Origin of the sequence: Microbispora sp. H10949, assembly GCF_014161435.1 — a bacterium.
GTDB lineage: Bacteria > Actinomycetota > Actinomycetes > Streptosporangiales > Streptosporangiaceae > Microbispora > Microbispora triticiradicis.
This window is the reverse complement of the sequence record NZ_JABBWZ010000009.1, coordinates 121,455-141,317: the sequence shown is the minus strand read 5'-3', so window position 1 is coordinate 141,317 and position 19,863 is coordinate 121,455. Positions and strand designations below refer to the sequence as shown.

Genomic DNA, 19,863 nt, shown 5'->3' with positions numbered 1-19,863 from the left:
TCCGAACTAGGCTTCGGGGCCGGCGAGGAAGGCGGCGGCGGAGGCGACGGAGTCGTGGACCGGGAGTTCCGAGTCGAGGCCGGTGATCCTGAGCATCCGCGCGAAGCGTCCGTGCGCGTTGCTGAGCGCCAGGTCCCCGCCGACCGACCGGACGGCGGGCAGCGCCCCCATGAGGACGCTCAGCCCGGTGGAGTCGCAGAAGGTGAGGGCCTCCGCGTCGACCACGATGCGGGGCGGGTTGCGCAGCCCGACCGCCTCGGCGAGGCAGGCGCGCAGGGCGGGAGCCGCGATCAGATCGAGCTCGCCGTACATGTGGATGACGACGACGTGGTCCTGGAGGACGGTGAGCATCGAGAAGGTCTCGGGCTCTCCGTACCGTCCCAGTTCCACTCGCGCTCGCCTCTGTTCGCCTCGCCTCGTCCCGTCCTGGCGGATCCGGGAGCCGCCGGAACCCGTCCGTCAATGATTGCACATGACAAACGATGCCCCGGACAGGCGATCGTGCAGCTCTGGGCGCTCGCGGCGGAGCACACCGGTTCATACCCGCGCCGGGTATCGTTGAAGGATGCACGGGTACAGCGGGGACAAACAGGCCTACCTCACCCGCCTGCGCCGGATCGAGGGACAGATCCGGGGGCTGCAGCGGATGGTGGACGAAGAGGCCTACTGCATCGACATCCTCACCCAGGTCTCGGCGGCCACCCGCGCCCTTCAGGCGGTGGCCCTCGGCCTGCTGGAGGATCACATCGGCCACTGTGTGGCCGACGCCGTCAAGAGCGGCGGTCCGGAGGCCGACGAGAAGATCAGGGAGGCCTCGGCCGCCATCGCCCGCCTCGTGCGGTCCTGAACGGACCCGGCGGGATCAACCGCTCCTCGGCGGGCCGGCACGGGTCGACGGAGCAAGCCGCCCCGGGCGCATCAGGACGCCCGGGACGGACCATGCTCTCAGTTCTTCAGTGGCTCGCCGAAGTCCGCAAGCCGAGCGCGTTGTCGAGCTCTTCCAAGGTCAGCCGGTTCTCCGTGATGTTCACGGCCTCCAGTACCTCGGCGTAGAGCGCGATCTCGTCCAACGCGACACGGTCGTGGACCCGGGAGTCCAGATCGTCGTGCCCCACCGCGTCGTCCTTCCTTCCGCAGCCCACACCCATCACGAGGTTACGTCCGGGTACTCCACCGCGACATGGCCCATCGTGACCATTCCCGACCCGTACCTCGTGTCCCTCGGTGACCATTTCCCCGATTCCGAGATCACGATTCGATGAAAAGGACGGTGATGGAGGGAAGGGATTGCTAAAGCGGAGGTAAGGATGAAATATCCGAATTTGACGTTTCGAACAGCCAGGCCCCGGACTCCTCCAGGTCAGCCCTGTGCTCCGCCCGCGGCTCCTGCGGGCGCGGGTCGTCCCGCTGGTGGATCAGGCACTGGACCACGGCGGCGGGCACCGCGAAGCCCTCGGGCGGCGCGGGCGTGGCGGTCAGCGCGCACCACGCCAGCCCCGCCGCGTACGCGGACCCGAGCAGGGCGGCGGCCGTCGTCCGGTCGGGCGGCAGCAGCGCGGCCGGCAGCACTCCGCCCGCCGGCCAGCACCCCCGCAGCGGGTGGGCGGGATCGGCGAGCGCGAGATAGAGAGCCTGCCGCTGTTCGTCGTCCATCCACGGATACAGGGCGGTGACCACCCGCGCGGTGCCGGAGGCCCCGGGGGCCCAGGCGGGCTCCGAGACGCCGCAGACGCCCGCGACGTCCGCGGCGAGCAGCGCGGCCGCCACGGCCCGCGGGTCCATCCCGCGCGAGGCGGTGTAGGCGAGCGCCTCGACCAGGTCGTACAACGTGTGCCGGAAGTGCTCGCCGGGCGCCCACTCGGGGAGCGTCGCGGAGACGAGGTGCGGCGGGCAGCGTGCCAGCCAGGCCTGCCGTACGGCGCCGCCGGGGAGGGCGTGGTGGTCCAGCCAGGGGCTGGCGAGCAGTGGCTCGGCCATCGCGATCAGCGCCTCGGCGCGCGGGCGGAACCGGGCGTCGGCGCGCAGCACGGTGGCGGTCTCGGCCATCAGCCCGGCCAGTCGCAGGCCCGCCTGCTGCGCGCCGGAGCGCATCCGCTCCGCGTAGAGGGCCACGAGCGCGTCGAGCGAGCCCAGGGGCAGCCAGCGCACCCAGTCGTCCCCCGGCAGCGGGCGGGCCAGGAACTCGCCGAACATCGAGAGCATGACCTCGTTGCCGTCGAACGCCGGGGCGTACGCGCACCACATGATCGTGCCCCACACGGCGGCCACCGTGCTCGCGACGTCGCGGGCGAAGATCTCCCGGTAGGCGCCGCTCAGCGGGAAGTCCTCCCGGCGCAGCCCCCGGTGGGCGAGCAGCAGCGCCCGGAGCCGTTCGGTGATCTCGTGCGGCACGTCCGGGCCGACGAACGCCTGGGTGGACCCGCGGTCGTAGGCGAAGTCGGGCCCGGCCGGGACCAGGGCGGGCGGGATTGCCACGCCCGGCGGGTGCGGCCGGGCGTCGGACCGGATCGCGGGGTGCAGCGGGGGAGCCGAGAGGTGCCAGCGGCCGTCCACCCGGTCGAGCCGGTACCAGCGGGCATGCGCGCCGAAGAGCCACCGGGATCCGTCCGGGGTCAGCAGCGCGCGCTGGGCGAGCGTGTGCGCCCGCGTGAGCGGGGGAAGAAGCGTCCAGCGGGGATCGCCGACGACGGCGCGCACGTCCTGCTCCATCGCCGTGAACCCGTCCCAGTACACCCAGTCATGGTAAATCGCCGGTAAGGGCGCGTGCCGGTGGCAGGTGGCCGGAGGGCCCGCCGGTGAAAGTTTCACCGGCCGCGGCCGGTCGGACCGGGTCCGACGACTTTTTTGACCGTCTGCCGACAAAACCCGGCATGCTTACCTTGGCAGGGACTGTCCATGACGTATTGCATAGGTGCTCGTGACTGAGATCCAGCAGGCCGGGGCCGACCGGGAACAGGGCGTTGTCGAGGAATCGGCGAAGGGGACGCCCGTGGACGTTCCGGATGGCACCGCGACCGGTGAGCAGACGGAGGGACCGCGCTCGGAGCGGGAGAGCCGCGGATGGCGGTGGCCGGGCCGCCCCGGTGACGCCACGGCTCTGCTGATCTGGTTCTTCTGGCACATCGGGACCTACATCTACATGGTCCTCGCGGCCCCGGGACGCACCGAGGCGCCGATGCTCGACCGGCTCACGCCCTGGGACGCCGAGAACTTCATCGCCATCGCGCAGTACGGCTACGACGGCACGCCGGGCATGCCGGACGCGCCGAAGCTGGTGGCGTTCTTCCCCGGCCTGCCGATGTTCCTGCGGTCGCTGCACCTGGTCATCCCGAACTGGGACCTGGCGATCGTGCTGGTGTCGTTCGTCGCGAGCGCCGTCGTCGCGGTGGCCCTGCACCGGCTGGGCGAGTCGTACCGCGAGGGCAGCGGCACCTGGGTGGTGCTGGCCTTCTTCCTCAGCCCGTTCGCCACGTTCCTGCTGGCCGGATACTCCGAGGCGCCCTTCCTCGCGCTGGCCGTCCCGGCCTGGCTGCTGGCCCGCAACGGCAGGTGGGAGTCGGCGGCCCTGTGCGCCGCCTTCGCCGCGTCGGTGCGCATCTCCGGTCTCTTCCTGGCCGCGGGCCTCGCGGTGATGTTCCTCTTCTCCGCGAACGGCCTGCGCTCGACCGGGTGGCGGACTGCTCCCTGGATGGTCGTCCCGGGCCTGCCGGTGCTGGCGTACATGCTCTATCTGTGGCACCGCACCGGCGACCTGATGGCCTGGAAGGCGGCGGAGGCGCAGTACTGGGGGCGTTACCCCGAGGCGCCCTGGACCGCGTTCATCAACACCTGGAACAGGTCGATCGACGAGCCCATCCTCACCACGGCGTACCGCGAGGACATCATCGCCGGGCTCGTGCTGGTCGTCCTGATCCTCTGGATGCTGGTCCGGCGGAACTGGGCCGACGTCGCCTATCTGGCGCCACAGGCGGTGGCGCTGCTCGCCATGTCGTCGTTCTACATGTCGATCGGGCGCGCCTCGCTGCTGTGGTGGCCGCTCTACGTCACGGTGGGCGTCGCAGGGAGCAGGAAGCCGTGGGTGATGATGGCCTACCTGGCGGTCGCCGCGCCAGTCATGGCAATCAATGTCGGAAATTTCACCACAGGTGCGTGGACGGGTTGATCGGCGCTAAGTAGCTTCCTCCCGTATGGGGGCGTTTGTGGCAGGAGTGGCGCTTGCCGGGGTTGTGGTGGCCGGTCTTCCGGCGCCCGCCGACACCTACCGGGTGAACGTCCTCACCTACAACGTCTGCGCGGCCGGCAACCGGGCCGGCACCTGCGTACGCGACCTGACGCCGCGGCACCGCCGGACCTGGGCCGGACAGGTCTCCGCACTGATCCGTTCGCGAGACGTGGACGTCGCCTCCTTCACCGAGATGTGCTACGCCCAGGTCGGTCTCCTGCGTCGTGAGCTGCCCGGATACCACCTCGTCTGGTACGGCTACGCCAGGGGCGGCGGGCCGGGCCGCGAGGACCGGTGCCGGACGCTCTGGCGCGACCTCACCCCGCACACGGCCCCGCCCGACGGCAGGACCTTCGGCGTGGCGCTGGCGCTGAAGAACGGCACGCAGGGCCCGCCGCTGCGGCGGCTGCTGCGCGCCGACCACGCTCCGGCCACCCCCGGCGAGACGGTCCACCCACGCGGCCTGCTGTGCGCCAGGGGTGACGTCGGCCCGCGCCGTTCGGTCTGCTGCGTGACCCACATCTCGGGCACCGAGACGCCGCGGCAGGTCACCGGGCTGGTGGCGGGGTACGCCGGCGGCGCCCCGGTGATCCTCACCGGTGACTTCAACCGCGAGCCCGGCGACCCCCAGCTCACCGGCGTGTACGGCATGGGCCTGGGCGCCGGCGGCTACACCGAGGCGGACGCCCCGGCCTGCGGGTCCGTACGCCGGGGCGGCGACCCCACGACCCGCGGCGGCCGGAAGATCGACTACATCTTCGCCAGCGAGGCCGACTACCGCCCGGGCGGCGCCGAGGTCGTCAGGACCGACCCCGAGCTCTCGGACCACCTGGCGCTGGCCGGCACGCTCATCGGGACCGAACCGAGGCCGCGGCGTGACGGCGGGCCTTGGCGAGGTAGTTGTCCGGCGTCCGCGCGAAGGAGGCGCGGTCGTCGTCGGTGAGCTCGCGGACCACCCGCCCCGGCACGCCCGCGACCAGCACGCCGGCCGGGAACCGCCGTCCGGGCGGCACCACGGTCCCCGCCGCGACGAGGGACCCGGCCCCGACGACCGCTCCGCCGAGCACGACCGCGCCGATGCCCACCAGCGCGCCCGCCTCCACGTGCGCGCCGTGCACCATCGCCCGATGGCCGAGGCTCACCCGGTCGTCCAGGATCACCGGCTCGCCGGGATCGGCGTGCAGGCAGCACAGGTCCTGGACGTTGACCTCGTCACCGACGTCGATCCGCTCGTCGTCGCCGCGCAGCACCGAGCCGTACCAGACGTTCGCGCCGCGTCCGAGCCGCACCCTCCCGACGACCACCGCCCCCGGGGCCACCCACGCCTCGGGATGGATGATCGGCGTCGCGTCGTCGTCCAGCTCGGCTATGTACGGCATGCCACGATGATCGCATGGGCTCTCCGGCGGGCTCGACGGGGCGCTCCGCGCTTTTCCCCGTCCGGCTGCCGCGTTCAGGTTGCGATGTGCGGCGGATAGCAGGAAAGTCGTGTCCTGGCGTGCGTTACCGTCGTTGTCTCCGACCCCAGGGCTTCTTATGACGAACCAGACCGACAACTTCCCCGACCTGATGAGCGACGACTCGTTCGAAGTCGTGATGCGTGGATACAGCCGCAGGCAGGTCCACGACTACATGGTCCGAACCCGCAACCAGATCCGGGACCTGGAGGAACGGCTCGCGCGTACGATCGACCAGGCCGAGCAGAGCCGCCTCGAACTGGCCGAGGCGCGGCGCAAGATGACCGAGTCGCCGCAGAACCCCGACGAGCTGGGCGAGCGGCTGAGCCAGATCCTCAAGCTGGCGCAGGAGGAGGCGGCGGCCAACAAGGAGGCCTCCGAGGCGGAGGCCAGGAGGCTGCGGGACGGCGCGGCGGCGGAGGCCGAGCGGCTGGTGACGTCCGCGCGTGAGCAGGCCGACGCGATCAGGTCCGCCGCCCAGGACGAGGCCGAGCGCCGGGTCGCCGACGCCACCGCCACGTCGGAGCGGCTGCTGGCGCAGGCGGGCGCGGACGCCGACGAGACGCTGACCACGGCCCGCGCCGAGGCCGAGGAGACCCTGCGCTCCGCCCGCGCCGAGTCGGAGGCCCAGCTCACGGCCGCCCGGACGGAGTCGGAGCGGCTGCTGGTCGAGGCGCGCGGGCAGGCCGAGGCCATGCTGGCGGCGGCGCAGCAGCGGGTGAACGCGCTGGACGAGCACACCGGCCGCCGGGTGGCCTACCTGACCGACACCCACACGGAGGTCGTCCGCCGGCTCAACGAGATCGGCTCGGTGCTCGGCGACCTGATGCACCGCGAGTCGATGGCCGGCCCGCTGGTGGACGAGGCCACCGTGCTGCCGCCCGGGCCGCAGGCCCAGGCTCTCGGCTCGGGCGACCTCACGTCGCAGCCCCGGGAGATCGCCGCGCCGGCCGGTGCGGAGCCGCCCGCCGCGTCCGGGGCCGGGATCCACGCGGCCGAGGGCGACGAGGAGGAGGCCGTCCTGGTCGTGGACGCCGGACGCGCCGAGCAGCAGGACCACGCCGACCACGGGCACGCCGAAACCGGTCACGCGGAGCTGGGACACGACCTCGCGGCGTCGCCGGAGGACACCGACGTCGACCTCGGCCGGGTCCGCCGCACCACCCCCGACGAGGAGCCGGTCGCCGGCAAGTGAGCCGCGGAACGCGCGCTGATCTTTGGTAGCGGAAGCCCCCGCCCCCGATCGGGTCGGGGGCTTCCGCGCTCATGGATCGGCGGCGGCGTCGCACTCCTCCTGCTCCCGCAACTGCTCGCGCAGCCCGTCGGGTTCGTCGGCGTCGACGGTCATCGCGCATCCGGCCGCCCGCTGGGCCGAAGTGAGCGGCCGGTGCCGGGTGGCCCACCACCGGCCGGCGTCACTCCGCCAGATCGTCCACTCCGGGAACTCCCGAGCGATCTCGGCAAGGCGTCGGTCAAAGGACACCCGTCCACCTTCCCTCGCCGTAGGCCCGGTGTTCTTGACGTCTCTTTCTTCAAGGTGCGGGACTTCTCTAGAGAAATCAATGATCGGGATGGACAGGTCAACCTATCTGCGGACTTGTCCGCTTGACCTATGCGTCGAAGTCGTACTGGAGTACATAAGACGCCGCGTCGAGCGTCATCTCGTTGACCTCCACCGCCACCCCTCCTTCCGCGAAGGCGACGCGGGTGACGGAGATGACCGGCGTGCCGGCCGGGAGGTTCAGCAGTTCGGTCTCCCCGGGCAGCGGCATCCGCGCCCGCACCTCCTCACTGAAGTGGACCGGGGCGTGGCCGAGGTCACCCAGGCGGGCGTACACCCCTCCGGGCCCGGTGTCGGGCAGGACGACCGCCGTGCCCTCCACGAGATCGGCGGGAAAACAGGACGCCGCGAGCTGCACCGGCCGGCCGTCCACCGAGTAACGGCGGCGGCGCACCCACACCTCTTCGACGCCGAGCACGCGGGCGACCTGCTCGCTCGCGGTCTCGCGCACGATCCGCAACTCGTCCACCGTGTACGAACGGCCACGGGTGTCGGAGTCCCAGATGGCCAGGCCCTGGGCCCACTGCTCGCGCGAGAGCCGCCGGGACCCATGGCGGCGGATCGGACGGAACAGGCGCACGTATACGCCCGATCCTCGTTTCGGCACGGCGAGTCCTTCGTTGATCAGTACGGCCAGCGCCTGCCGCGCCGTGGCCCGTGCGATGCCGTACTCGTTCATGAGCGCGTTTTCGCCCGGTAGCCGGTCCCCATCACCGAGCGCGCCGGACAGGATCTGATCGCGCAGCCTGCCGGCGATGCGTCGATAGATCGGGGACTCATGATGCACCGGGGATTCCGTCACGTTTGATCACCCTCTGTCACCAACGGGGGATTGGCGTCTCCAGAGAACTTGCCCCGTCTTGTCCACGATCGCACAGAGTCTTGGGTGCGTCTTGTGCTTACTTTGCGCTGATAGTGCCGCTGTGGTGATCTATGGGGTTTATAGCCGTCCGCATTCGGTGGAACGGTCCTCTCCGGTATGGCTCCGCTGTCCACGCTGTGTCATCACATGCTCTACAAGATCGGATATTTCGGGACATAATGCGGAGAAGGAGGAGATGCCGATGGGTGTCAGTCGTGCCGAATGCCAGGATCTCGACGCCAAGGACCCGCTGAGAGGTTTCCGGGAGGAGTTCTCGCTTCCTCCCGGGGTCGTCTACCTGCTGGGCAACTCGCTCGGCGCGCTGCCCCGGCACACGCCGGAGCGGGTGGCCCGCACCGTCGAGACCGAGTGGGGCAGGCATCTCGGGGCCAGCTGGAACACGGCCGGCTGGTGGGACATGCCGCAGAGCACCGGCGACCGGATCGCGCCCCTGATCGGCGCGGGTCCCGGCGAGGTGCTGGCGGGCGACTCCACCTCGGTGAACATCTTCAAGGTGGTCACGGCCGCCCTGCCGCTGCGCCCGGAGCGCCGCGTGATCGTCTCCGATCTCGACAACTTCCCCACCGACCGGTACGTCGTGGAGGGCGCCGCCCGGGCGCTCGGCTCGTACGAGATCCGTGACATCGGGGAGCGGGGCCGGTCGCTCGCGGACGCCCTCGACGACGGCGTCGCGCTCGTGCTGCTCTCGCAGGTCGACTACCGGACCGGCGCGGCCCGGGACATGGCGGCGGTGACGGAACAGGTCCAGGCGGCCGGCGCGCTGATGGTCTGGGACCTGTGCCACAGCGCCGGGGCGATGCCGGTGCGGGTGGGCGAGGCGGACTTCGCGGTCGGCTGCACCTACAAGTACCTCAACGGCGGTCCGGGCGCGCCCGCCTACCTGTACGTCGCGCCGCGCCACCAGGACGATGTCCGCAACCCGCTGTCGGGCTGGCACGGCCACGCCGCGCCGTTCGACTTCGAATCACACTACCGTCCCGCCCCCGGCGTGCGCAGATTCGCCACCGGCAGCCCGCCGATCCTCTCGTACGCCGCGCTGAACGCGTCGCTCGACATCTGGGAGCGGGTGGACCTGTCGGAGGTGAGGGCCAAGAGCCTGGCCCTCACCTCGCTGTTCATCGACCTGCTCGACGATCTGGTCGCCCCGGGGCTCGGGCTCGCCCTGGCCACTCCCCGCGACCCGGAGCGGCGGGGCAGCCAGGTCAGCTACCGCCATCCCCACGGCTATCCGGTGGTGCGGGCGCTCGCTGACCGGGGTGTGATCGGCGACTACCGCGAGCCCGACTTCGTCCGCTTCGGCTTCGCGCCGCTGTACCTGCGCCACGTGGACGTGTACGACGCCGCGACCGCGCTGGCCGAGGTGCTCGGCGAGGAACGGTGGCGGGACGAGCGCTACGCCCGGCGGCTCACCGTCACCTGACGGAACAGCCCGGCGGTGGGGCCGCCGGGCCGCGCTCGCGTGGTCACGCGTACGTGCACCGGCGCGTAAGGCGGGGTCGCCGGGCGGCGTCGTCAGCGGCGGCGAGCCAGCCCGGCGACGATGTCGCCCGCCAGCGCCACGCACTTGTCGCAGATGCGCCCGCCCTCGCCGTGCACCATGTGGACCCGTGGCCCCGGCGGCCTCCGGCAGAAGGAGCAGGCGGCCTCGCGCTTCTTGCGGCGGTTGACCAGGTGCCGGTGGGCGAAGGCGGGGGTGAAGCGCCTGCGCGCGGACCGGCGGACGTAGCCCAGCCGCTCGCCGATGGCGGTCCAGGACGCGCCGGCCTCCCGGGCACGGCGTACGGCGAGGTCGAGCAGGGCGTCGGCCTCGCCGCCCGGTTCGCCGCACAGCACGATCGCGGCGGACAGCACTTCCAGGGGATCTTCGGGGTCGGTTGCGCGCGAGCGGGCCCGCTCGAGTAACTCAGATGCCTCCATGGCGCACACCATAAGCCGCCTCCTGGAGACGATCAACCGCGCCGGCGGAGCGACGCCGTAGCCTGGACGGGTGAGGATGCCCGAGAGCCGGGCCCGCGAGTTGTTCGCGGCGGCAAGGGTGGCCCGCCTCGCGACCGCCGGGGCGGAGGGGGCGCCGCGCCTCGTCCCGGTGACGTTGGCATACGACGGCGGGCACGACCCCGGGGCGACCGGTTCCCGGGACCTGGTGGTGACGGCCGTGGACCACAAGCCGAAGAGCACCACGGACCTGCGGCGCCTGCGCGACATCCGTGACGAGCCCCGCGTCTGCCTGCTCGCCGACCACTACGAGGAGGACTGGGAGCGGCTGTGGTGGGTGCGGGCCGACGGGCGGGCTCGCGTCGTCGAGGACGGACCCGAACGCGACCAGGCGGCGGCGTGGCTCGCCGCGAAGTATGCCCAGTATCGCGAACGTCCTCCGGCCGGGCCCGCGATCCTCGTCGAGATCGACCGCTGGTCGGGCTGGTCGTACACCGGGTGAGCGGGACCGCCGGGTGAGATCAGCCGGACGGGAAGGGGTCGTCGCCCCGCGCGATCGCGCCGAGCATGCGGGCCGCGAACTCCTGGGCCGCGCTGTGGACGCCCGACCCGAAGCTGATCCGGGCCACGCCGAGGGCCGCGAGATCACGGATGGCGGGCATGCCCGGCCGGAAGAGCACGTTGACGGGCCCCCCGATCTCCCGCACCAGCGCGCGGATCACCTCGGGGTCGCCCGCGAGGATCGGGTAGACGCAGTCGGCGCCGGCCTCCAGGTAGCGGCGGCCGCGGTCGATCGCCTCGGCCAGCCTCTCCTCCGGCGACCCGGAACCGTGGAGGAAGGTGTCGACCCGAGCGTTGATCACCAGGTCGACACCGGCCTCGGCCGCCGCCGCGCGTACGGCGGCCAGGAACCGGGCCTGCTCGGCCGCGCCGATCAGGGACCCGGTCGCGGGGTCGGAGTCCTCCAGGTTGCAGCCCACGGCGCCCGCCGCGGCCAGCCGCCGGACCAGCGGCGCCGGATCGAGGCCGTAACCGCGCTCGACGTCGGCGGTGACGGGGACGGACACGACCCGGGTGATGCGGGCCACGGCGGCGAGCATCTCGTCGACCGGGGTGTCCTGCCCGTCCTCGTAGCCCAGGGCCGCGGCGACCGCCGCGCTGCCGGTGGCGACGGCGGGGAACCCGGCCGCCACGACGGCCCGCGCCGACGCGGCGTCCCAGGCGTTGGGCAGTACGACGGGGTCGCCGGGCACGTGGAGCGCCCGCAGCGCCGCCGCCTTGCGGTTGGTCGCCACGCTGTCGTGAGCCATGAGGACACCTTAGAGACCCCGGCCGACATTTCCCGGCGGCCCCCCGGACGTCCGCGCCGGATCCGCCGGATCTCGGCAATGCCTGCCGGGAATGAGGGCGGACGCCCGGAGGTTTCAGGGGTCGGGGCGCGTGTCCGTGTCCGTCCCACCTGTGGATACGCTCGCGAAGCCCCCCGATCCTCCGTCAACCTCTTCAGGGGAGTCCGTCCATGAGTGCAACCGGCCAGGCAGGCACCGACAGCCGTCCCAAGGTGGATTTCTACTTCGACCCCATCTGCCCCTTCGCGTGGATCACGTCACGGTGGATCCTCGAGGTCGAGAAGCACCGGGACATCGACCTGCGGTTCCGGGTGATGAGCCTCTCCGTGCTGAACGAGGGCAGGGACGAGCTGCCCGAGACCTACCGCGAGCTGCTCGGCCGCGGGTGGGGCCCGGTGCGGGTGTGCATCGCCGCCGCCGAGCGGCACGGCGAGGGCGTGCTGCGCGACCTCTACACCGCGTTGGGCACCCGCATCCACAACCAGGGCAACGACGACTACGAGCTCGTCGTCAAGGAGGCGCTCGCCGAGCTCGGGCTTCCCGCCGAGCTGGCCGAGGCCGCCGGCTCCGACGAGTACGACGAGGCCCTGCGGCGCAGCCACCACGAGGGCATGGACCCGGTCGGCGACGAGGTGGGCACGCCCACGATCCACATCGACGGCGTGGCGTTCTTCGGCCCGGTGATGACCCGCATCCCGCGCGGCGAGGAGGCCGTGCGCGTCTTCGACGGCGCCTACGACATGGCGCGGTTCCCGTACTTCTACGAGCTGAAGCGCAGCCGCACCACCAAGCCGCAGTTCGACTGACCCGGCCCCCAGGCTCGGCAACGGGCTCCGGACGGTTCCACGGCGGCTCCCGGCGGGCCGCCGGGAGCCGTTTCGGTCTTCTTCGTTCAGGCCGTGAAGGAAGGCGATTGGCGACACGCCGTCGTAACGGCGGGGCAACCGGCGGCTGCGACAGTGAAGGGCGTAAGAGGGCGCGGCCGCTTGTTTTCGCTCCTGAACTAAGATGACCCCTGACGACGGGGAGGTCGGTCATGGCGAGGCCCGAGCGCAGGACGGTGCGGGACATCCGCAGAGGCAACCGGGCCGTGCTGCTGCACACGCTCTACTTCTCCGGGCCGACCAGCCGCAACGACCTCACCGCGCGCACGGGTCTGAGCGCCGCGACGGTCAGCACGATGACCGCCGGCCTCCTGGCCGAGAACATCGTGGTCGAGGCGGGACAGGTGGAGTCCGACGGCGGCCGTCCCCGGGTCCTGCTGCGGGTCAACCCCGAGTACGGCTTCGCCGTGGGCGTCGACATGGCCGAGACGCACGTCAGGGTCGGGCTGTTCGACCTGGAGATGACCGAGCGGGCCAAGGTCGACTACGTGCTGCGGCCGGCCCGGCACGACCCCGAACTGGTCGCCCGGCACATCCTGTCGGGGGTCGAGGTCGTGCTCTCCGACGCGGGCGTCTCCCCCGAGCAGGTGCTCGGAATCGGCGTGGGCGTCCCCGGCATCGTGGAGCCGGGTCCCGACGGGGTCATCCACGCCAAGACCTTCGGCTGGGACGGCGTACCCCTCGGTGCGCTGCTGCGCCGCGGCACCTCGCTCCCGCTGTACGTGGACAACGGCGCCAAGACGCTGGGCCAGGCCGAGCTGTGGTTCGGCTCCGGCCGGGGGGCCTCCGAAGCGGTGATCGTGCTGCTCGGGGTGGGCGTGGGCGCGACGATCGTGGCCGACGGCACCACCTTCAGAGGGGTGAGCAGCAGCGCGGGGGAGTGGGGCCACACCAAGATCGTGGCCGACGGCCGGCCCTGCCGCTGCGGCGGGCGCGGGTGCCTTGAGGCGTACGTCGGGATCGAGGCGATCCTCGACCGGGCGGGTGTCGCCTCCCAGGGCGACTGGGAGGAGGACCTCGACCGCCTGCTCGCCTCGGAGTCCCCGGTCATCCAGGAGACCGTCTCCTATCTCGGCGTGGGCCTGGCCAACCTGGTCAACCTGATCAACCCCGAGAAGATCGTGATCGGCGGCTGGGTCGGCGCCCGCCTCGGCGAGCGCCTGCTGCCCGGCATCCGCCGCGCCACGGCCGCCAACTCGCTGGCCGAGCCGTACGCCGCGACGTCGATCGTCCTGGGCCGTCTCGGCCCTGACGCCGTCGCGCTGGGCGCCGCCACGCTCGTGCTGGAGGAGTTCCTCAACGCGCCCCAGGTGGCCAGGATCACCGCCGCGGGCTGACTCCCTGTGGAGAGTGACCGCTGATGGAGCAACGGCGGATATTTCTAGCTGTGAAATAAGTCTTGACATAAGCCGCGCGCGGACGGACGCTCAGGCCGCCGAACCTCTCCATCCCCCAGGTCCCCCGCCGGGGGGCTCCCCAAGGAGACCGCATGCCTCCCTCCTCCTCCCGCCTTCGGCCGCGCATCCGGCGCCGGCGCGCCGGTCTCGTCACCGCCGGTCTCGCCGCGCTGTCCACGTTCGCCGCGGTGACCGGTGTCCTCCCCGCCTCCTACGGCGCCGCGGCGGCCGTGTGCGGCACGGCGAACGCGGCCCAGGGCCGGCCGTCCTCGGCCTCCTCGACGGAGAACGCGGGCACGCCGGCCTCGGCCGCCTTCGACGGCGCCACGGGCACCCGCTGGTCGAGCGCGTTCAGCGACCCCCAGTGGATCCAGGTCGACCTCGGCGACTCCCGGCAGATCTGCCGGGTGGCCCTGAACTGGGAGACCGCCCGCGCCCAGACGTTCAAGATCCAGGTCTCGGCCGACGGCTCGACCTGGACGGACGCCACCGCGACCGTGACCGGCGCGGCCGGCACGCAGACGCTCGACCTCGCGGCCACCGGCCGCTACGTGCGGATGTACGGCCTCACCCGCGCCACCCAGTACGGCTACTCGCTCTGGGAGTTCGGGGTCAACGTCGTCACCGACGGCGGCACCCTTCCCGGGGGCGGTGACCTCGGGCCGAACGTGCGGGTCTTCGACCCGTCGATGTCCGCCGCGAGCATCCAGAGCACGCTCGACACGATCTTCAGGCAGCAGGAGTCGAACCAGTTCGGCAGCCAGCGGTACGCCTTGCTGTTCAAGCCCGGCACCTACAGCGGCCTCAACGCCCAGATCGGCTTCTACACCTCCATCTCCGGTCTCGGCCAGTCGCCCGACAACGTCACGATCAACGGGGACATCACCGTCGACGCGGGCTGGTTCAACGGCAACGCCACCCAGAACTTCTGGCGCTCGGCCGAGAACCTCGCCGTCGTGCCGGTGAACGGCACCGACCGCTGGGCGGTGGCCCAGGCCGCGCCGTTCCGGCGGATCCACGTCCGCGGCGGGCTGAACCTCGCGCCCAACGGGTACGGCTGGGCCAGCGGCGGCTACATCGCCGACAGCAAGATCGACGGGACGGTCGGGCCGTACTCCCAGCAGCAGTGGTTCACCCGTGACAGCAGCATCGGCGGCTGGACCAACGGGGTCTGGAACATGGTGTTCTCCGGCGTCGTCGGCGCTCCCGCGCAGAGCTTCCCGAACCCGCCGTACACCACCCTGGCGCAGAGCCCCGTCACGCGCGAGAAGCCCTACCTGTACGTCGACCAGGGCGGCGCCTACCGGGTGTTCGTCCCGTCCCTGCGCACCAACTCCAGCGGCGCGAGCTGGGCGAACGGCGCGACCCCCGGCACGTCGATCCCGCTCACGCAGTTCTACGTCGCCAAGCCGTCCGACGGCGCGGCCACGCTCAACCAGGCGCTGGCCCAGGGCCTCAACCTGCTGTTCACGCCCGGCGTCTACCACCTCAGCCAGATGCTCAACGTGACCCGGCCGGACACGGTGGTGCTCGGGCTCGGCTACGCGACCCTGATCCCGGACGGCGGCGTCGTCGCGATGAACGTCGCGGACGTCGACGGCGTGAAGCTCGCCGGGCTGCTGTTCGACGCCGGCACGGTCAACTCGCCGGTGCTGCTGCGGGTCGGGCCCGACGGCGCCACGGCGAGTCACGCGGGCAACCCCATCTCGATTCAGGACGTGTTCTTCCGCATCGGCGGCGCGGGCCCCGGCTCGGCCACGACCAGCCTCGTCGTGAACAGCGACAACACGATCATCGACCACATCTGGGCGTGGCGGGCCGACCACGGCGCGGGCGTGGGCTGGAACACCAACCCGGCCGACACCGGGTTGATCGTCAACGGAGACAACGTCACGGCGTACGGCCTGTTCGTCGAGCACTACAAGAAGTACGAGGTGATCTGGAACGGCCAGGGCGGCCGGACCATCTTCTTCCAGAACGAACTGCCGTACGACCCGCCGAACCAGGCGTCCTGGATGAACGGTTCGACCCGTGGCTACGCCGCCTACAAGGTGGCCGACTCGGTGACCACCCACGAGGCCTGGGGCATGGGCAGCTACTGCAACTTCAGCACCGATCCCTCGGTCGTGGCCGAGCGCGGCTTCGAGGCCCCGACCCGGTCCACCGTGAAGTTCCACGACCTGCTCACCGTGTCGCTGGGCGGCGTCGGGACGATCGCCCACGTGATCAATAACACGGGCGGCGCGGCCCAGGGCACGGCCACCGTGCCGGTCAACGTGGTCAGCTACCCCTGATCACCGGCCGAGCGGGACGCGGCGGGGGGCTCACGACCTCCCGCCGTCCGCCGGCTGCCCGGCCCGGACGAACTCGCGCAGGGTGCGCGCGCCGGCGTGACCGGACAGGGACATCAGCATCGGCGCCGTCCAGCCGTCCTCCGCGAGGTGGGCCAGGCGCGAGTGCCGCAGGCGGTGCAGCGTGTACCCCTCGCCCTCGGGGTCGAGATCTCCGGTGGCCCGCTTGAACAGGTGCTCCGCCCGCTCGTACGACAGGCGGCTCCGGCCGGTGTGCGGGCACAGGTCGGCCGCCGCCGGTACGCGGCCCGGGCCCGGCTGCCGGTCGGTGAGGAAGAGCGGGCCGCGGCGGCGGTCCCGCACCAGCAGGGGCAGCAGCGCGGCCGTTCCCGCCTCCCAGCGGATCCGATGCCGCCTGCCGCGCACCACGGCGCTCATGCCGCGCAGGTCGAGGTCCTGCACGTCGAGCGAGAGCGCCCAATCCGCCGGGGTCGCGCTCTCGTAGAGCAGCATCCACAGGGCGCGCTCGCGCGGTGCGACGTCCGGCCGCGCCCACAGGTCCTCCAGGTGCGACCGGGCGATGGGACGGACGCGCCCCCGGGGCTCGGGCCGCCGGTCGAGCGCGGCGGCCAGATCAGCGGCCAGGTCAGCGGCCAGGTCAGCGGACGTCCGTCCCTGCCCGACGGCCCAGGCCGCGAACGACCGCAGCGCGGCTCGGTGCCGGTTCCAGGTCGCGCCCGCCGCAGTGCCCCACTCCGCCGTGAAGACCGCGGCCACCCGCTGGGGGGTCACGTCCGCCAGCGGAAGGTCCGCGCCGAGGCGCAGGCACAGCCGTGAGAGCGTCTGGTCGTACGACCGCAGGGTGCCGGCCGTCAGGCCGGGGCGGGCGAGGAAGGCCCGCACGGCCGCACCGAGCACGACGCCTCCGACACCTCCGCCGAGCACGCCGGCGCCGGCTCCGGCCTCCCCGGCGCCTCCGCTGCGCACGACACCCTCGCCGAGCACGCCGGCTGCGGCGTCCTCAGCGTCCCCGGCGCAGTTCGCGGCGCGGCGGAGCAGAACCTCGCGTTCCGGGGCGTTGCGGGTGAGGGACGCCGCGCGCTCGAACTCCGCGCGGGCCTCGTCGCGCCGGCCGAGCCGGGCCAGCAGGTCGCCGCGTACGGCGGGCAGGAGGTGGTATCTCGCCAGGGCCGGTTCGCCGGTCAGCGTGTCGGCCAGCGCGAGACCGGCGCCCGGCCCGTGCGCCATGGCCAGCGCGACCGCGCGGTTGAGCTGGACGACCGGTGTGGGCAGCACCTGGACCAGCGCGTCGTAGAGGGCGGCGATCCGCGGCCAGTCCGTCTCCTCCGGCGTGGCCGCTCCCGCGTGGCAGGCCGCGATGGCCGCCTGCAGCACGTACGGGCCGAGCGGTCCGCCGGCCTGCCGCGCCCGCAGCAACGCGGCGAAGCCGCGCCGGATGAGCAGCCGGTCCCAGCGTCCCCGGTTCTGCTCGTGCAGCACGACGGGTTCTCCGGACGGCCCGGTGCGCGCGGCCGAGCGTGACTGCTGGAGTTCCATCAACGCGACCAGGCCGTGCGCCTCGGCCTCGCCGGGCACGAGCCCGGCAAGGAGGCGGCCGAGACGCAGGGCCTCCAGGCAGAGGGACGGCCGCGTCAGGTCGTCGCCGGCCGTGGCCGAGTATCCCTCGTTGAACACGAGGTAGACGACCTCCAGCACCGACGCCAGCCGGGCCGTCCGATCCGGCCCCGACGGCACCTCGAAGGGCACCCCCGCGTCGGCGAGCGCGCGTTTGGCCCGGACGATCCGCTGGGCCACGGCGGCCTCGGTGACGAGGAAGGCGCGGGCGATCTCGTCGGTGCGCAGGCCGCCGACGAGCCGCAGGGTGAGCGCCACCCGCGACTCGGCCGGCAGCACAGGATGGCAGGAGACGAACATCAGCCGGAGGACGTCGTCGCCCACCTCTCCGTCGACCGCGCCCAGCACGTCGTCCATCTCACGGGCATCGCCGTCGGGACGGGTGGCGAGATCGTGGGCGAGCCGCTCCTGCCCGCGGTCGTGCCGGTCCTCCCCGCGCAGGTGGTCGACGGCACGTCGCTTCGCCACGGCCATGAGCCAGGCGCCCGGGTTGTCCGGGGCGCCCGACTCCGGCCACTGTTCCAGCGCGGCGAGGACCGCCTCCTGCGCCAGTTCCTCGGCCAGGCCGACGTCGCCGACCATCCGTACGAGACCGGCGACGATCCTCGCGGACTCGAGCTTCCACACCGCGTCGATCAGAGCGCCTTGGTCGCGCAGGGGGGCGTCGCGGGACGTCACCCGATCGATCAGAGCATCCGCGCCGCTCACCGCGCAACCCGGGCCCGGCGTCAGCGGGGCGCGTCCTCCGGGCCGAACACCTGCTGGACGGCGCCCTCGCCGTCACCGACGATCTTCCAGAAGCGGCGGGCCAGCTCGATCGCCTCCTCACGGGACCGGGCCTCGACCAGCGCGAAGCTGACGATGGCCTCCTTCGACTCGGCGAACGGCCCGTCGGTCACGGTTACCTCGCCCCCTCGGGAGGTCATCCGTACGCCGCCCGGCTCGAGCCCGCCCGTGGCCAGCAGCACGCCGGACCTGGTCATCTCCTCGATGAAGGCGCCCATCTCGGCCAGCATCGCCTCGTCGGGAGCGGGGGAGGTGCCCTTGGTGGTCATGAGGAACCGCATCGTGGTGTCTCCTTGCGTTCACTGTGCGACGTTCACTGTGCGGGCCGATCGCCGGTCCGCCCTGCTTCACCTACACGTCGCGCGGACGCGGGCGAATTCGACACCACCATCATCATCCCTCTGACCAGGCCTTCTTCCATCGATGTGACAGGGAATGCGCATGTACGCGATCACGCGGGGGGCCGGGCGGGCATGACGACGGTGGAGAGGAGCCTGCGGACGCGCCCGGGGGCGGGCCGGTTGGCCAGCCGGGGACGCAGGACCGCGGCCAGTTCCCCGAGGAACTCCCGGAACTCCTCGTCGCTCAGATACATCGCCGTCTGCCGGTAGCCCACCCCGTCCCGGCCGAGATCGATGTCGCCGTGGTCGAGATACCGGTCGAAGTCGGCGAGCAGCGACGCGACGAACGTCATGAACGCCTGCCGGTGGTCGTCCGCACCGAGCCCGGCCGCGTCCTCCGCGGTCACGATCGCGTTCGCCGCACGCAGCCGGTAGGACCGCTCGAACGTGCCCCTGACCTTGCGCTCCGCCACGATCTCGATGATCTCGCCCTCCACGAGCGCCGCGACCTGCCGATACAGCGTGGCCGTGGGCACATCGGGCAGTTCCGATCGCAGCTCTCCCGTCGTCAGGGTCCGGTCGCCCAGAAGGGCCTGGACGATGCGCAGCCGGACGGGGTGGAGGAGCAGTTCCGCTGTGGCCATGGCCCTATGTTCTCACGATTGACATCATTCTCATAGTTGATAACAATGGACTCGTACCCGACAGAAGCGACGAAGGAGCCGCCCCATGAGCACCGTGACCATCACCGCCGACGCCGTAGCCGTCCGCCTGAGCGCCGCGGAGAAGGCCGGCGCGTTGCGCGGCGACCTCCGCGTGCCCCGCTCGGCGGTCCGGTCCGTCGAGGTCGTCGAGGGCAGCCCGCTGCGGGCCCCCCGCGGACTGCGCACGGGTCTCGCCATCCCGGGCGCGCGTAAGCTCGGCACCTGGCACCGGTCCGGCACCAGGGAGTTCGTGGACGTGCGCGGCGGTCAGGCGGCGGTGCGCATCCACCTGGAGGGGCAGAGGTACGACTCGCTGCTGCTCGGCGTGGACGACCCCCGGGCCGTGGTCGCCGCGCTGGCCCCCACGCCGTCCGAAGCGTGAGGACCTCCGAGAGCCGCACCCGAGACACGGAAAGAC

The 19,863-nt window shown here is 72.2% G+C and carries 20 protein-coding genes and 2 pseudogenes; 10 read left to right on the top strand and 12 right to left on the bottom strand.

What is annotated here, in order from left to right; genetic code table 11:
• Positions 1-6: 6 nt before the first annotated feature.
• The gene (locus tag HHX40_RS23715; protein WP_182882379.1) at positions 7-390 is read right to left on the bottom strand and encodes an anti-sigma factor antagonist; all 384 of its coding nucleotides are present in this window, start codon (positions 388-390) and stop codon (positions 7-9) included.
• Between the two features lie 175 nt (positions 391-565).
• Here HHX40_RS23715 and HHX40_RS23710 point away from each other — a divergent pair, with 175 nt between their 5' ends.
• Positions 566-847 carry a metal-sensitive transcriptional regulator gene (locus HHX40_RS23710; RefSeq protein WP_111701172.1) on the top strand — a complete coding sequence of 94 codons (282 nt, stop codon included), beginning with the start codon at positions 566-568 and terminating at the stop codon, positions 845-847.
• Between the two features lie 106 nt (positions 848-953).
• On the opposite strand, the gene HHX40_RS23705 is transcribed toward HHX40_RS23710, so the two are convergent.
• A complete protein-coding gene (locus tag HHX40_RS23705) occupies positions 954-1,115 on the bottom strand; it encodes a hypothetical protein (RefSeq protein ID WP_165900712.1) in 162 nt (53 codons plus the stop codon).
• A gap of 175 nt (positions 1,116-1,290) precedes the next feature.
• On the bottom strand, positions 1,291-2,733 hold the full coding sequence (locus tag HHX40_RS23700) for a hypothetical protein (RefSeq protein ID WP_182882378.1): 1,443 nt from the start codon (positions 2,731-2,733) through the stop codon (positions 1,291-1,293).
• Positions 2,734-2,989: 256 nt separating this feature from the next.
• Between HHX40_RS23700 and HHX40_RS23695 the strand changes: the two genes are divergently transcribed.
• Together HHX40_RS23695 and HHX40_RS23690 are read left to right on the top strand one after the other, a co-directional pair.
• Positions 2,990-4,162, top strand: a complete 1,173-nt coding sequence (locus HHX40_RS23695) for a mannosyltransferase family protein (RefSeq protein ID WP_182882377.1) — start codon at positions 2,990-2,992, stop codon at positions 4,160-4,162.
• A gap of 25 nt (positions 4,163-4,187) precedes the next feature.
• Positions 4,188-5,165 (top strand): endonuclease/exonuclease/phosphatase family protein, encoded by a 978-nt coding sequence (locus tag HHX40_RS23690; protein ID WP_182882376.1) that lies wholly within the window; start codon positions 4,188-4,190, stop codon positions 5,163-5,165.
• On the opposite strand, the gene HHX40_RS23685 is transcribed toward HHX40_RS23690, so the two are convergent.
• On the bottom strand, positions 5,071-5,601 hold the full coding sequence (locus tag HHX40_RS23685) for a gamma carbonic anhydrase family protein (RefSeq protein WP_182882375.1): 531 nt from the start codon (positions 5,599-5,601) through the stop codon (positions 5,071-5,073). The genes HHX40_RS23690 and HHX40_RS23685 overlap by 95 nt on opposite strands.
• A 157-nt stretch (positions 5,602-5,758) precedes the next feature.
• Between HHX40_RS23685 and HHX40_RS23680 the strand changes: the two genes are divergently transcribed.
• Positions 5,759-6,874 carry a hypothetical protein gene (locus tag HHX40_RS23680; protein ID WP_182882374.1) on the top strand — a complete coding sequence of 372 codons (1,116 nt, stop codon included), beginning with the start codon at positions 5,759-5,761 and terminating at the stop codon, positions 6,872-6,874.
• Positions 6,875-6,943: 69 nt separating this feature from the next.
• On the opposite strand, the gene HHX40_RS23675 is transcribed toward HHX40_RS23680, so the two are convergent.
• Both HHX40_RS23675 and HHX40_RS23670 read right to left on the bottom strand, forming a co-directional pair.
• On the bottom strand, positions 6,944-7,162 hold the full coding sequence (locus HHX40_RS23675; RefSeq protein ID WP_111701178.1) for a hypothetical protein: 219 nt from the start codon (positions 7,160-7,162) through the stop codon (positions 6,944-6,946).
• A 127-nt stretch (positions 7,163-7,289) separates the two neighbouring features.
• Complete coding sequence (locus HHX40_RS23670) at positions 7,290-8,027, bottom strand: GntR family transcriptional regulator (protein ID WP_310738245.1); 738 nt, start codon at positions 8,025-8,027, stop codon at positions 7,290-7,292.
• A gap of 271 nt (positions 8,028-8,298) precedes the next feature.
• Between HHX40_RS23670 and kynU the strand changes: the two genes are divergently transcribed.
• Positions 8,299-9,543 carry a kynureninase gene (gene kynU, locus HHX40_RS23665; RefSeq protein WP_111701180.1) on the top strand — a complete coding sequence of 415 codons (1,245 nt, stop codon included), beginning with the start codon at positions 8,299-8,301 and terminating at the stop codon, positions 9,541-9,543.
• 92 nt (positions 9,544-9,635) lie between these two features.
• Here kynU and HHX40_RS23660 read toward each other — a convergent pair whose 3' ends face one another.
• Positions 9,636-10,040 carry a ClpX C4-type zinc finger protein gene (locus HHX40_RS23660; protein WP_165900714.1) on the bottom strand — a complete coding sequence of 135 codons (405 nt, stop codon included), beginning with the start codon at positions 10,038-10,040 and terminating at the stop codon, positions 9,636-9,638.
• A gap of 76 nt (positions 10,041-10,116) precedes the next feature.
• Here HHX40_RS23660 and HHX40_RS23655 point away from each other — a divergent pair, with 76 nt between their 5' ends.
• Entirely contained in the window at positions 10,117-10,560 is a 444-nt protein-coding gene (locus HHX40_RS23655) for a TIGR03668 family PPOX class F420-dependent oxidoreductase (protein ID WP_182882567.1), read from the top strand.
• Positions 10,561-10,579: 19 nt separating this feature from the next.
• Here HHX40_RS23655 and HHX40_RS23650 read toward each other — a convergent pair whose 3' ends face one another.
• Positions 10,580-11,368, bottom strand: coding sequence for an isocitrate lyase/PEP mutase family protein (locus tag HHX40_RS23650; protein ID WP_182882373.1), 789 nt, complete (start codon positions 11,366-11,368; stop codon positions 10,580-10,582).
• Between the two features lie 209 nt (positions 11,369-11,577).
• Between HHX40_RS23650 and HHX40_RS23645 the strand changes: the two genes are divergently transcribed.
• The 3 genes from HHX40_RS23645 (at position 11,578) to HHX40_RS23635 (ending at position 15,982) form a co-directional block, all read left to right on the top strand.
• Positions 11,578-12,213: a disulfide bond formation protein DsbA gene (locus HHX40_RS23645; protein ID WP_111701184.1), complete on the top strand. Its 636-nt coding sequence runs from the start codon at positions 11,578-11,580 to the stop codon at positions 12,211-12,213.
• A gap of 230 nt (positions 12,214-12,443) precedes the next feature.
• The gene (locus tag HHX40_RS23640; protein WP_138461521.1) at positions 12,444-13,628 is read left to right on the top strand and encodes an ROK family protein; all 1,185 of its coding nucleotides are present in this window, start codon (positions 12,444-12,446) and stop codon (positions 13,626-13,628) included.
• Positions 13,629-13,780: 152 nt separating this feature from the next.
• A complete protein-coding gene (locus HHX40_RS23635) occupies positions 13,781-15,982 on the top strand; it encodes a discoidin domain-containing protein (RefSeq protein ID WP_182882372.1) in 2,202 nt (733 codons plus the stop codon).
• 30 nt (positions 15,983-16,012) lie between these two features.
• On the opposite strand, the pseudogene HHX40_RS38300 reads toward HHX40_RS23635, so the two are convergent.
• The 4 genes and pseudogenes from HHX40_RS38300 to HHX40_RS23620 form a co-directional block, all read right to left on the bottom strand.
• Positions 16,013-16,846, bottom strand: a pseudogene (locus HHX40_RS38300) (tyrosine-type recombinase/integrase); the annotation flags it as partial.
• A gap of 168 nt (positions 16,847-17,014) precedes the next feature.
• A pseudogene (locus HHX40_RS38295) lies at positions 17,015-18,196 on the bottom strand (RNA polymerase sigma factor); the annotation flags it as partial.
• Between the two features lie 146 nt (positions 18,197-18,342).
• Positions 18,343-18,681, bottom strand: coding sequence for a YciI family protein (locus HHX40_RS23625; RefSeq protein ID WP_111701188.1), 339 nt, complete (start codon positions 18,679-18,681; stop codon positions 18,343-18,345).
• A 170-nt stretch (positions 18,682-18,851) separates the two neighbouring features.
• Positions 18,852-19,385 carry a helix-turn-helix domain-containing protein gene (locus tag HHX40_RS23620; RefSeq protein ID WP_182882371.1) on the bottom strand — a complete coding sequence of 178 codons (534 nt, stop codon included), beginning with the start codon at positions 19,383-19,385 and terminating at the stop codon, positions 18,852-18,854.
• 85 nt (positions 19,386-19,470) lie between these two features.
• On the opposite strand from HHX40_RS23620, the gene HHX40_RS23615 reads away from it, so the two are divergent.
• Positions 19,471-19,827 carry a hypothetical protein gene (locus tag HHX40_RS23615; protein WP_182882370.1) on the top strand — a complete coding sequence of 119 codons (357 nt, stop codon included), beginning with the start codon at positions 19,471-19,473 and terminating at the stop codon, positions 19,825-19,827.
• Positions 19,828-19,863: the final 36 nt, after the last annotated feature.